The organism is Flavobacterium hydatis (assembly GCF_000737695.1).
In the GTDB taxonomy this organism is placed as follows: domain Bacteria; phylum Bacteroidota; class Bacteroidia; order Flavobacteriales; family Flavobacteriaceae; genus Flavobacterium; species Flavobacterium hydatis.
Genome location: NZ_JPRM01000021.1, coordinates 93,278 through 106,151, shown reverse-complemented (window position 1 = coordinate 106,151; position 12,874 = coordinate 93,278). Strand labels below are relative to the sequence as shown.

At 29.9% G+C, this 12,874-nt stretch carries 10 protein-coding genes; 2 read left to right on the top strand and 8 right to left on the bottom strand.

The window, feature by feature from the left end; genetic code table 11:
- Positions 1 to 165: 165 nt before the first annotated feature.
- The 8 genes from rpe to IW20_RS13920 form a co-directional block, all read right to left on the bottom strand.
- Positions 166 to 828, bottom strand: coding sequence for a ribulose-phosphate 3-epimerase (rpe, locus tag IW20_RS13955; RefSeq protein ID WP_035623372.1), 663 nt, complete (start codon positions 826 to 828; stop codon positions 166 to 168).
- Positions 829 to 1,454: 626 nt separating this feature from the next.
- Positions 1,455 to 2,318 (bottom strand): sigma-70 family RNA polymerase sigma factor, encoded by an 864-nt coding sequence (locus tag IW20_RS13950; RefSeq protein WP_026707723.1) that lies wholly within the window; start codon positions 2,316 to 2,318, stop codon positions 1,455 to 1,457.
- An 81-nt stretch (positions 2,319 to 2,399) separates the two neighbouring features.
- A complete protein-coding gene (locus tag IW20_RS13945; protein ID WP_051885768.1) occupies positions 2,400 to 4,142 on the bottom strand; it encodes a hypothetical protein in 1,743 nt (580 codons plus the stop codon).
- 20 nt (positions 4,143 to 4,162) lie between these two features.
- A complete protein-coding gene (locus IW20_RS13940) occupies positions 4,163 to 5,377 on the bottom strand; it encodes a DUF4249 domain-containing protein (RefSeq protein WP_035623410.1) in 1,215 nt (404 codons plus the stop codon).
- Positions 5,378 to 5,479: 102 nt separating this feature from the next.
- On the bottom strand, positions 5,480 to 6,697 hold the full coding sequence (locus IW20_RS13935; protein WP_035623407.1) for a DUF4249 domain-containing protein: 1,218 nt from the start codon (positions 6,695 to 6,697) through the stop codon (positions 5,480 to 5,482).
- An 11-nt stretch (positions 6,698 to 6,708) separates the two neighbouring features.
- On the bottom strand, positions 6,709 to 9,489 hold the full coding sequence (locus tag IW20_RS13930) for a TonB-dependent receptor (protein WP_035623368.1): 2,781 nt from the start codon (positions 9,487 to 9,489) through the stop codon (positions 6,709 to 6,711).
- Between the two features lie 16 nt (positions 9,490 to 9,505).
- A complete protein-coding gene (locus IW20_RS13925; protein ID WP_035623404.1) occupies positions 9,506 to 10,264 on the bottom strand; it encodes a hypothetical protein in 759 nt (252 codons plus the stop codon).
- A gap of 132 nt (positions 10,265 to 10,396) precedes the next feature.
- Entirely contained in the window at positions 10,397 to 11,359 is a 963-nt protein-coding gene (locus IW20_RS13920; protein ID WP_035623366.1) for a hypothetical protein, read from the bottom strand.
- A 103-nt stretch (positions 11,360 to 11,462) separates the two neighbouring features.
- Between IW20_RS13920 and IW20_RS13915 the strand changes: the two genes are divergently transcribed.
- Together IW20_RS13915 and IW20_RS13910 are read left to right on the top strand one after the other, a co-directional pair.
- Positions 11,463 to 12,209: an LA_2272 family surface repeat-containing protein gene (locus IW20_RS13915; protein ID WP_035623363.1), complete on the top strand. Its 747-nt coding sequence runs from the start codon at positions 11,463 to 11,465 to the stop codon at positions 12,207 to 12,209.
- A 2-nt stretch (positions 12,210 to 12,211) separates the two neighbouring features.
- Positions 12,212 to 12,829 (top strand): hypothetical protein, encoded by a 618-nt coding sequence (locus IW20_RS13910; protein ID WP_035623360.1) that lies wholly within the window; start codon positions 12,212 to 12,214, stop codon positions 12,827 to 12,829.
- Positions 12,830 to 12,874: the final 45 nt, after the last annotated feature.

The window sequence follows — 12,874 nt, the reverse complement described above, 5'->3', positions numbered from 1 at the left end:
ATATTTATTTTTGTATTCTTTTTCATATATGAAATCTATGTTTCTATGTGTTAAATAATACACCAAACTATTAAACTAAATTGTAAAATGTTTCAAGTTTTGGAATGATATAAAAAAGCCGAAGAGATTATCTTCGGCTTTTGTATTTTATTTGCTTCTGGAAAATTAAAAAGAAGTTAATGCTTTTAAATCGGCGATTGTTGCTGTAGGGTTTTCGGCTTTAAAAACGAAACTTCCTGCTACTAGAACATCTGCTCCAGCTTCAACTAATTGTTTTGCATTTTTATTGGTTACACCACCATCAATTTCTATAATTGTAGATGCGTTTTTTCTTGTAATTAAATCTTTTAACTTCTTCACTTTTGCGTATGTATTCTCGATAAACGATTGTCCGCCAAAACCAGGATTTACACTCATGATACAAACCAAATCGATGTCGTTTATTACATCTTCTAGTAAATCGATATTTGTATGTGGGTTAATTGCTACTCCAGCTTTCATTCCTTCTGCTTTAATAGCCTGTAAGGTTCTATGAAGATGTGTACAAGCTTCATAATGTACACTTAATATGTTAGCGCCTAAGTCGGCAAAAGTTTTAATGTATCTATCTGGATCAACTATCATTAAGTGAACATCGATAGTTTTTTTTGCATGTCTGTTAATTGCTTCTAAAACTGGCATCCCAAAAGAAATGTTTGGAACAAAAACGCCATCCATAATATCAATATGAAACCAATCGGCCTGACTGTTGTTAATCATCTCGATGTCACGTTGTAAGTTTGCAAAATCGGCAGCAAGAACGGACGGTGCAATAAGTGTATTTTTCATTGTGTAGTTGTGTGTTGTGTTATTTTTTGCAAAGGTAATTTTTTAACGGCAAAGTTTGCAAAAGCTTTTAATCTATTTAATCCTTTTAATCGGTGGCTAAAAAATTAACCGTAAAGGGCGCAAGGGTTTACGCAAAGCTCGCAAAAGATTAAGTCAAGGGAAGAAAAAGGAACGCGGATAAAACTGATTCGCTATCGCGAAAACGCAGATAAAAACAGATTTTTAAAAATTTAAATTAGTACAATTACTTCGTCAGTTTGCTCAACTAGTGTTATGGGTAATTTTTTTTTAATCTTTTTAATCCTTTAATCTGTGGCTGAAAAATGAACTGCAAAGGGCACAAGGGTTTACGTAAAGTTCACAAAGCTTTGCGTTCTTTGCGTTTTGTTATCTTATTTATAAGTTCTTCGCGTCCTTTGCGGTTAAATAACAATAGGTTAAATCTCAATATAAATAACAAAAATGATTGAGGGTATAAAAAAATAAAACTCCGGTAATCAGCCGGAGTTTCAATCATCAATCAAAAAACGAACAGTCAATCAAACTGTTGTTTGCTGTTTAGTAGAAAGTCTTAAAGTCTAAAGAGACTTTTGAACTTTATGAACTTTCTAACTTTAAGACTAATATTAGCCTAAATAAGTTTTAAGAATTTTACTTCTTGAAGTATGTTTTAATCTACGGATTGCTTTTTCTTTAATCTGACGTACACGCTCACGAGTTAAGTCGAAAGTTTCTCCAATTTCTTCTAGAGTCATTGGGTGTTGGTCTCCTAAACCAAAGTATAAACGAACTACATCTGCCTCTCTTGGAGTTAATGTTTCTAATGAACGCTCGATTTCTGTACGTAATGATTCGTGAATTAATTCTCTGTCTGGGTTTGGAGATTCTCCTGAACGTAATACATCGTAAAGGTTTGAATCTTCTCCTTCTACAAGAGGTGCATCCATTGATAGGTGACGACCAGAGTTTTTCATAGACTCTTTTACGTCATTTACTGTCATGTCTAGTTCCTTAGCAATTTCTTCTGCAGATGGCGGACGCTCATTAGATTGCTCTAATAACGCATACATCTTGTTGATTTTATTGATAGAACCAATTTTATTTAAAGGTAAACGAACGATACGTGATTGTTCTGCTAATGCTTGAAGAATCGATTGACGAATCCACCAAACTGCGTATGATATAAATTTGAAACCACGTGTTTCATCAAAACGTTGTGCCGCTTTAATCAAACCTAAATTTCCTTCGTTTATTAAATCGGGAAGTGTTAACCCTTGATTTTGATATTGTTTTGCCACCGAAACCACAAAACGTAAGTTGGCTTTTGTTAATTTTTCTAATGCTCTTTGATCACCAGCTTTTATTTTTTGTGCTAACTCTACTTCTTCGTCAGCGGTAATTAGGTCAACTTTTCCAATTTCTTGTAAATATTTGTCTAATGAAGCAGTCTCACGATTGGTTACCTGCTTGGTGATTTTAAGTTGTCTCATGTTTTTGTCTCCTCAATTTTTAAGTGTACAAATGGTTATACGTATGAAGTTGCAAAAAAGTTACAAAAAAAATAAAAATATTTATTTTACTTCAAAAGTTTCTCTCAAAGATACTGGGATTCCCTCTTGTGTAAATCCTTCTAAACTGATTTCAAATTCTCCAGAAACATCAGAAGTAAAAAAAGAAATTGTGTTCTCTTTATTTTCCAGAGTTACTTCTGGCTGCCAAAGTAATTGGTATCTATAATCAGGAATTCTGTCGTATTTATTTCCATCTGTATAATCTTGTTTGAAATAGACTGTTTTATTTAAAGGTCTTTGAATTTCTGATTTCAAGATATAACTTCCTGTTTCTTTACTAACGTAGTCATTGTTTTTTGTAGTAAAACTAATGATACCATTAAATGCCTTTGGACCATAGAAATAAACTCCCGGAACAACGCTGACTTTATATATATTATCGGTTTTGTAATCAAATAATTCATTAACATTCTGAATTAATAATCCGTCGACTAATACTAATGCTGGCTCAGAAAAATATTTTAAATCATAGTTTATATCTCTTACATTAAGGCTATATTTTTTATCTTCTTCGCGATAATATACTTCTTTTATTACTTCGGTTATTGTCTCTTTTAAACTTGGGAAGCTTGTGTAGTCTCCAAGGACATACTCTTTCTGTAAAGAATTAAAAAATGGAACAGCTTTACTATTGTTTTCTACACTATCCTTTTTAATTGAGTAATAGGCGTTTTCTATTTGGTTTGCAACTGATCTTTCTTCTATACTATTTTTATAATCGGAAGTAAGATTTAGTTCTTCTGTGAATTTTAATTCGGATAAATTGTATGGTTTGTTTTTATCAATTTCTATCTTGTAGTCATTTTTGTCTTCTCCTATTACCTGAGCTACAGCATTAGTATAGTTTGGGTTTTTGTCTAAAACAAAATTGAACTTACCGTTTTGATTTGTCTTAACTATTTTAAAGCCAAAATCAGTTCCAGGTATAGATAATGCTACACTTTTATCATTTATTTGTTTCGGATCTTTACTGTTTGTAATTGTACCAGATATTATTTCTCCTCTAAGTTCTGGTATAAATATGATTGAATCATTTATTGTATTTACCCATTTATTATCTGAATTATACTTTACAAATTCATAAGAACTTAATGATTTTTTTGAAGGTAAGTTGTCAATTTTTTTTATAGAAAGAGAATAACTTCCTTTACTACTAATAGCGTTTAATGATTTAATTTTAAGTAAAAGTTGTTCTCTTTTTATTGCGCTTATCTTATTTAATTCTATTGTAAAATTTTGATCTTTACTAGGAACATGAACTAAATCTGATTTAGTTTCTGAGGTTTTTGTTTCCTTTTTTTGAGAGTTGGAAGCTGTGTTTGAATTGCTTTTTGTACTCGTTAAATAAGGATTTATTATTACAAGATCAATTTCTGAAACTTTAGAATCTTTTTTGTTTAACATCCAATTTGTATAAGCAATAAGTTTGTAGTTACCCGTGCTAATAGTTGTTGGTATAAAAAAATCACCTTGACCTTTTCCGTTCTCTAAATAGATTTTATTTATAAAAACGATTTGGTTTTCATTATTAACAAGTTCTACATGGGCAATTTTACTCATGTTACTCAAGCTATTGTCTGAAGAGTTTAGGCAGTATAATTTGCAATGCAAAGTCTCTCCAACAATTAATGTGGAGGTGTTTGAATGAATGAAGATATTTTCGCTAGTAGATTTACTTATAGTTTCATTTTTATTTAATGAACTATTTTGCGCTGTAGCTAATGTGCTAATTGCTATTAGCATCACTATACTTATTGATTTTTTTAGTCTATCCAAAATAAAGGTTTAATGTTAGATGAAATTTTAGTGCAATCTGTACAACCTGAGGTAATAAATACAAACATATCTTTATCGGTTCCATAATATAAAACTTCCATTCCGGGTCCATTAACTATCGAAAGTATTTTATTTCCTCCACATCCTCTCTCTTTCCAGCAGTTTGTATATATAACAGTTTCACATTTGGTATAATATGGAGGGTATGGATCATCTATAAAAATATCTCTAAAATTAAAAAAGATTCTTTTCGACGAAATTGATGATACTTCAAAAAAGCCAATTATTTTTTCACTAGGATCGTCATTTGATTTTAAATTACCATAGTTAAATCCAGGTTGAACTTGCGAAAAGATGCTTTCGGAAGTAGATAAGCTTTTTAAGGTTTTGTAATAAGTATAGGATTCTAAGTTCTGAACATATTGGCGTACTATAATACTGTAACGTTCATTAAGAATAGGGTTTTTAATATCTATAAAACGTATTGGTAAATTAATACGGTCTTCGCTTAAACCTACAGTATTCATTAAAATTAAATTATCAGATTTTTTTGTGGTGTAACAAATTCGGGATTCTCCTTCTCTGGGTACAACTAAGAAATCTGGATATCCATTGGTAGTAAATGGCGCTAGTATGAGTTTTTCAGGTTTCCAATCGGGTGCTATGATTTTATATGTTTCATCATATTCGTATCTGTAGAATTTTGATTTGGCATCTGGGTCATAACTACTCACGACAATTTGTACTCCTTTTTCTCCCTTGATAGTTTCAATTTTTGGCTCTACCTGAATTTCACTAACAGGAGTTAAAGATTGAACAGAAGAAGAGTATGATTTCCCCTCTTTTGTAGTAATGTTTAATTGATATGTTTTTCCTGGAATTGCCTGAAATTCATTATTTGAGACATATAATCCTGATATTTTTTCTAGACTAAATGAATAGGTATTGTTGTCATTATCGGTTACATAAACAGTAGCTCCTTCTTCTATAGTAGGACCACTCTCTTCGAAACGATAAGATCTGGAAATTTTTATTTCTTGTTTTTTGTATTCATTTGTAATGTTTGCCTGAACAACAAGTATATTTTCGTATGTACTGGTTTTAAATGCATATTGTTCTGTGCAACTACTTATTGTAAAGCAGAGAAGTATAAAAAACAATGTTTTATATAAGCATCTGATATGTTGGGTTCTTAATTCCATTTGCTTTGATTGTTGAAATTTATTACTATGTGTTTTAATCTAATTTTTGTTTTAATGTAATAGCAGCCTATAGTTTTTTATCAGTTTTAGAATGTTTATTATTTAGTCTCTCCAAAATAAAGGCCTAATGTTAGATGAAATTTTGGTACAGTCGCCACAAGGCGCGGTCACAAAATAAAAGTTTCCTTTAGCATCAGCTCCATAATATACTTGCTCAGTTCCAGATCCGGTAATTAGAGATAGTATTTTGTTTCCTCCACATCCTCTTTCGGTCCAGCAGTTACTGTATGGAGTAATATAACACTCGAAATAATATGGAGGATATGGATCATCTATAAAGATATCTCTAAAGTTAAAAAAAATTCTTTTTGATGAAATTGATGATACTTCAAAAAAGCCAATTATTTTTTCACTAGAATCATCATTTGATTTTAAATTACCGTAGTTAAATCCAGGCTGAACTTGCGAGAAGAGACTTTTGGAAGTTGACAGGCTTTTTAATGTTTCATAGTAGGTATAAGATTCTAAGTTCTGAATATATTGACGAACTATAATACTATATCGTTCATTAAGAATCGGACTTTTAATATCTATAAAACGTATCGGATAATCAATACGATCTTCACTTAAACCTAATGTATTCAACAAAAATAAATCATCAGATTTTTTTGTAGTGTAACAAATTCTGGTCTCTTCTGTTCTAGGAACAACCAAAAAATCTGGATGCCCATTTGTTGTAAATGGAGCTACAATAAGTTTTTCAGATGTCCAACTTGGGGCAATTACCTTATATGTTTCGTCATATTCATATCTGTAAAACTTTGATTTGGCATCTGGGTCATAACTACTCACAACTATTTGCACCCCTTTTTGTCCATCAATAGTAGCAATCTTCGGTTCTACCTGAATTTCACTAGCAGGTGTTAAAGATTGAACATTTGAAGAATATGATTTTCCTTCTTTTGTGATAACGTTTAATTGATATGTTTTTCCCAGAACAGCTTGAAATTCACTATTTGAAACATATAAACCTGATATTTTTTCAAATCCAAATTGATAGTTATTATTGTCACTATCGGTTACATAAACATTAGCACCTTCTTCGTTAGTTGGTTCATTTTCTTCAAAACGATAAGATCTGGAAATTTTTATTTCTTGTTTTTTGAATTCATTCGTAATGTTTGCCTGAATAACAAGTATATTTTCGAATGTACTAGTTTTAAATGCATACTGCTCTGTACAACTACTTATAATAAGACAAAGAAGTATAAAAACAAATGACCTATATAAGTATCTAATTTGTACGATTCCTAGTTTCATTTGTTTTGGCATTAGAATTTGATATTATAAGTAATCGTAGGAATAGGAACAGAAAAAATAGAGGTTTTGTATGCTTTTATCTCCCCATTTGCTGTTACAAAAAAGATAGAATATGGATTATTTCTTCCTAATACATTATAGATTGATATGTTCCAGAAACTATGTGTTAATTTTTTTATTTTATGATTTCCTTCAATATTAAAACCAATATCTAGTCGATAATAGTCTGGTATTCTATATTTATTTCGGTCACTATATACAGTATATTCCATCCCGTTGTAGATATAACTTCCTATTGGGTAGGTGATTGGTCTTCCTGATTGATATACAAAGTTGCTTGATATACTGTATCTTTTTGTGAATTTATAATTTAATACAGCACTTACTTCATGAGGTTTGTCAAAATTTGTAGGGAAATAATCTCCGTTGTTTACTTTTTCCTCATTAAACTGAGTGTCTAGTTTAATAAAGGTACGCGAATAGGTATACCCTAACCAACCATTAAGTTTTCCCGCATTCTTTTTAAGTAACAATTCAATTCCATAAGCTTTACCTTCGCCTTGTAATAATTGTGTTTCAGTATTTTTGTTTAAAACCAAATCAGCTCCAACTTTATAATCTAGTAAGTTGTTAGATTTTTTATAATAACCCTCCAAACTAAGTTCAATATTATCATTGTCAAGATTCTTGTAAAAACCTAATGAAAATTGTTGAGCATCTTGTGGCTTAATATGTAAACCAGATAACTTCCATGCATCTGTTGGTGATTGAGTAGTATTATTTGTTAATAGATGAATGTATTGATACGTTTTGTCATAGCTTGCCTTTACAGAGAAATCATCACTAAATAAATAACGTACAGCTAGCCTTGGTTCAAATCCGCCGTAAGTCTTAATTACTTCATTTTTTTTGTAATATTGAGTACCTGTAACGGTATTATCATTAACAGGAGTATTATCTCCATAAATTCTTTGCGTTGATTCTCCTAATGCTGAATATGTCGAATAGCGTAAACCCAAACTTACCAATACCTTTTCGCTTAGATTATAATTGTCTGAGACATAAACGGCAGATTCTACTGCTTTTTCATCATCTATTTTAATTGGTATTAATGTAGAGTTGGGATTTTTTGGGTTAAGATATCCAGGATCAACATTATATAGTTTGCTTGAAACACCATAATTAAAAGCGTGCTTATTGTTTGGCGTATAATTACCGTTTAGTATAACTTGAGTTTCATTTAATTTATAACCATAATCAAAAGAATTCATTCCTCCGTTATCATAGTCAATATTAAATTTGTACTCACTATTTGTAAAAATTAAGTCGCCTTTACTTTTGTTGTTAAAGGCATGATTCCATTTTAATGAAATTAAAGCATTACTATATTTATAAACAGAATCCGATGATATACTAAAGCGATCTTTACTATAATACAAAGTAGACTCAATAGTATTGTTGGTATTTATCTTATGATTGTATTTAAGGATACCATCAAAAAATGCTGCCTGACTATTGTTTAAAGATTCATTATCTATTTTTTTTAAAATCCACTCAGAATAAGTTGCTCTTACACCAACTAACAAACTAGATTTGTTTTTTATAACAGGAGTCCCTATAGAAAGGTTACTTGTTACAGAACCAATTCCGCCCTCACCAGAAAATTTTTCAGGATTACCATTTTTTGTGGTAATATCAAAAACAGACGATAGTCTGCCTCCAAATCTAGCTGGAATGCTTCCTTTATAGATGTCTACTTTATTGGTAGTGTATGGATTAACAGCAGAGAAAAAACCTAAAAAATGTGATGTATTATACAAAACAGCATTATCTAAAAGAATAAGATTCTGATCATCTTTACCTCCACGAACATTGAATCCTGCAGAACCTTCTCCGGTAGTTTTTATTCCGGGTAAAGTTGTGGCTACTCTAAAAATGTCTCTTTCTCCAAGAACAAGAGGAATGTTTTTAATTCCTTCTACATCAATAGTAGAAACACCAGCAACGACGTTTTTTACGTTTTTATTTGCGTTTTTCTTTATGACAACTTCATCTAATTCATTTATGTTTTCATAAAGAGTGACATCAAGTTTACCATTGTCATAAATCATAACAGTCTCCGTATTTTTTTTATGACTGATTGATTCTACCTCGATATAATTAAGGCCATAAGGAACTTCAATAGAGTAGAATCCCTCATTATTGGTAACTGTACTTGTATTTTTATCGCGTATCTTAATCGTTACATTAGAAAGTGGTTTTTTAGTTTTTTCATTTTTAATAAAACCAGTAAGCGTATATGATTTTAATTCCCCGCCCTTTTTTTCTTTACCAATATAAGTTATGCCAGAATTAATGTTGTTATGTATTATTGTATCATATTGTTGATGGAATATAGGTTTTGCTGCGTTTTTATTTTGAGTTTTATCAGTCTGAGGAGTTGATGAAGGTGCAAAATAATTATCAGGTAGTGAGCTGTGAATTATACTACTTTTTGTTAGAATTATTTTTTTGTCTGAAATAAAATAATTCAGATTCGTCTTCTCAAAAAGATTATCTAATATGTCTTCAACCGAAGTGTTTTCATATTTTTTATTAATTAAAACAACATCAGCAGTGTTAAACCAATTTGTATCAAAATAAAACTTATAGTCTGTGGTTTTTTCGATTTTCTCTAATGCAGTTTTTAAATCAATATTATTAAATTCAATGGATATTTTATCTTTTTTTTCTTGACTAAATGATAACGCATGAAAAGTTAATAAAAATAGGGTTAGTATAATTTTTCTCATTTTTTAATTGAATGCATTAGTTAGAGGGAGTACTGCTGATTTCTTTTATTAGATTTTCAATGAAAATTTTCTTATCCGATTCCTCTAAATGACCGTAGTTATTGTAATAATTTTTGATTTTACTTTTAGACTCGGGAAATATTTTGATGATATCACTTTTGGAACTTATTTTATAATAGTTGCCTTTGTGCTTAAGGATAAAATCATTTTTTTCTATGAATTCGTCAAATGTATTTTGGTTAGCTGCATCAGAAATTCTTTTATTATCAATAATCTTTCTTCTGTTTTTATGATGTTTAATATAAAGAACATTATCTGGAGAATAAATGACTTCTTGATAATATCCATTCATGTAGTCAGGGCATGTAGCATTGTTGTAGTTTACATTAATAAAAGTCTTATTATTAATGCTAAAACTAGCTGTTTTTTCTTTTATGACATTAATTCCTAAATAGTCAAACTCGCCAGTGGCCTTTAAGACTAGAACATCATTATTAACATCGTATTTAAGATCAAGGTTGTAGTAATTTTGACCTTCATAGTTAAGATTTCCAATGCTAAAGTTGTTCGAAAAATAATAACTATGGCTGTTATCTATAGTTCTGTAATAGTTTACATGGCGTGAGCCATTGTATATTGCTAAATTTTCTTTACCTATTACTTTATCAAACAAATTGTATATAGAAGTTTCTTTATTTGTTTGGGAGTATAAAACATTAATGTTTAGGATAACGCCGAGTAATAGTAATGTTAGTTTGTTTTGGGAATTTTTCAACTGTATCTTTTGATATAAAGTTAATTTCTTGCTTAATTTCAAAAGTATTAAAAAAATGTTATAAATATCACGAGAATGTGTTAAATAGTAATAAAATAACTATTCCAAAAACTAAAAAAATCGATTATTCCTTTAAAATAGTAGGTCTACCTGAGAATTTATTTTTTCAACATAATAATCTATTTTTCGATTGGCACGATTGTAGAATGAGTTTTGCTCTTTAATTCCAGATGAACCCAAAGCCTTCGAATTAATGATTTGTTGCTTAAAGAACTTATGTACATTTTTACAGCTGTCTATGTTATCAGTAATAAAATACCCAAGTAGCGTATAAGGTACAAACATTGTTAGTTTCTCTTCGGTTTCTATGAGCATATTATTGTTTAATAATATTAACTCATTGTAATATATAGTGAAATTAGAATTTTGTTTGTTGCCTTTTTCCTGAATAGAATTGATGATTCTTTTTAAGTCTTTGCAAAGTGCATTCGCATTTTTAAGATTTAGTAAACCAGCTTCATAAAAATATAAAATCTGTTGTAAACTACTATTTATTGTAGTGTCATTCCATACCTCATTTACAATAGCATTATCATAGACATTTTTTAATTTTTGCATATATTCTGTAAAGGATTCTTCGATTACAAAATTTTCAAAAGTAACTTTCTTTTGGTTCGTATTTAAAAGATTCAGCCATACAAAAGCTTTGAATTTTGATAAGATCGTTCCGTCCATAAAATAGAATAGCGGAATATCCTTGGCAGAATAAAAAAGAGTTGTTTTTGGGTTTTTAGTTAAAAACTCAATCTGTTCAGCCGAAGTTTTAAAATACTGAAGCATATCTTTTAAAGTCTCTATCTCAATTGTTTTCTCGACAATAACTTTTTCTTTTTTTGAAAATAAATTATCTAATGAAATATTAAAATGATTTGCGAGTTTAATGGTTTCATCTATCGAAAATTTACTTTTTTCAGATATTCTTCGGTGTGATGCATCGTAGCTAATTTCTAATACAGAAGCAACTTCATCTATTAAAGAAGCTGACTTTGAAACTTTACTACGAATGGCCTTTAAAAATGATTCTTGATATTTCATAATTTGCGATAATCGCAAATATAAGAAATAGTTTTATTGATTTAAGCAAATCCATGTGTGATAATTGCAATAGGTTTGTCCTGTAATTTTAAAATAATGATTTATGAAAACGTCAATTTTAGTATTCCTGTTTTTAACATTTGGATTTATTCATGCTCAGGATACAATCCAGATTCATACGGTTGATTTTGTAAAAACGCATTCACAGCTTTTTAGTCTTTCACCAATATCTAAAAAAGTAGACAAAGTAAATGGGCTAGTGTTTGGACTTGGACACATCAATAATAAAAATATAGAGCATCAAACAATTAATGGATTAAATATAGAAGCAAACCCAGCACCAGCCGCTGGAGCATTATATGCTTTTATAGCGTTAATACATTTGCCAGAAATTATTAAGAATAATAAAAAGTACAATGTTGCCAAAGAGCCGAATGAGGCTTACAAGATTAAAAATATGAGCTATACACCTTATTTAAAATTGAATGGCTTAAACCTTAGTACAGGCTGCTTTTTTACCACAACAAGTATGAATGGCTTAAATATTTCGGCAGGAAACAAGTTCAATGATTTTAATGGACTTTCGATTACTGTTTTGGGAACAATTGCTGATAATCAGAACGGATTTTCAATAGGTATTTATAATGGTAATAATGATTTAATTGGTTCAACAATTGGAGTTTATAATCAATCGTGTGAATTGAAAGGATTGCATTTGGGAGTTTTTAATCAGGTACAAATTAATAAAGGATTACAGATAGGTGTTTTTAATAAATCAAATTCTAAAGGTTTTCAGTTAGGACTTTGGAACGTGAATAATAAAAGGACAATGCCTTTTTTAAATTGGTAATTATGAGAAGTTTTTTATTCTTATTGATTCTTTTGTTTTCGGAATTTGTATTCTCACAAAATGAATCTCAAGATTCGTCTACTGATTATGAAAGAATTTATGTAGAAGCTGGTTTTGTTCAGCCAATCGGGAAACTTTCGGATAAGTTTGATTTATCGCCATCATTTGGTTTTTGGTTTAGAAATAAATTGAATCGGGAAGATTTTATAGATTTTGGATTTAATTTTTTTATTCCTAAAAAACCGGTAGAACCTGATTTTGAATATCGAGATTCTATTGTTCAATACAAGTCAAGTCACTTTGCAATAAATATCGGAACTCGTTTTGCAAAAGTGGTTCCCTTATCGCTGCGAAAAAAGGATTTTAATTTAGAATGGAATTCAGGAATTGGTTTGGCTTTAAATTTTTATAAAGCACCAGACGAATTAGAATTTGAAGATGGAGACCATACAAAAGAAGTTTTGACTACATTTTATCTGTCACAAGGAATTAAGCTCAATTATAAAAATGTTGGATTACAATGTCATTATCAGTGGTCTCCTTATGGATTATTTAATGATAAGATCGAGAAAGATTTTGGATCACAGAGTTTGATGTTCGGAATTGTTTATCGACAATAGCTAAAAACGAAAAACCCCAATTCAATTTGAATTGGGGTTTTCTAT

What these genes read in the sequence shown, in the direction of transcription:
- rpe (WP_035623372.1), bottom strand. Translation starts at nt 828, where the DNA reads ATGAAAAATACACTTATTGCACCGTCCGTTCTTGCTGCCGATTTTGCA.
- IW20_RS13950 (WP_026707723.1), bottom strand. Translation starts at nt 2,318, where the DNA reads ATGAGACAACTTAAAATCACCAAGCAGGTAACCAATCGTGAGACTGCT.
- IW20_RS13945 (WP_051885768.1), bottom strand. Translation starts at nt 4,142, where the DNA reads ATGCTAATAGCAATTAGCACATTAGCTACAGCGCAAAATAGTTCATTA.
- IW20_RS13940 (WP_035623410.1), bottom strand. Translation starts at nt 5,377, where the DNA reads ATGGAATTAAGAACCCAACATATCAGATGCTTATATAAAACATTGTTT.
- IW20_RS13935 (WP_035623407.1), bottom strand. Translation starts at nt 6,697, where the DNA reads ATGAAACTAGGAATCGTACAAATTAGATACTTATATAGGTCATTTGTT.
- IW20_RS13930 (WP_035623368.1), bottom strand. Translation starts at nt 9,489, where the DNA reads ATGAGAAAAATTATACTAACCCTATTTTTATTAACTTTTCATGCGTTA.
- IW20_RS13920 (WP_035623366.1), bottom strand. Translation starts at nt 11,359, where the DNA reads ATGAAATATCAAGAATCATTTTTAAAGGCCATTCGTAGTAAAGTTTCA.
- IW20_RS13915 (WP_035623363.1), top strand. Translation starts at nt 11,463, where the DNA reads ATGAAAACGTCAATTTTAGTATTCCTGTTTTTAACATTTGGATTTATT.
- IW20_RS13910 (WP_035623360.1), top strand. Translation starts at nt 12,212, where the DNA reads ATGAGAAGTTTTTTATTCTTATTGATTCTTTTGTTTTCGGAATTTGTA.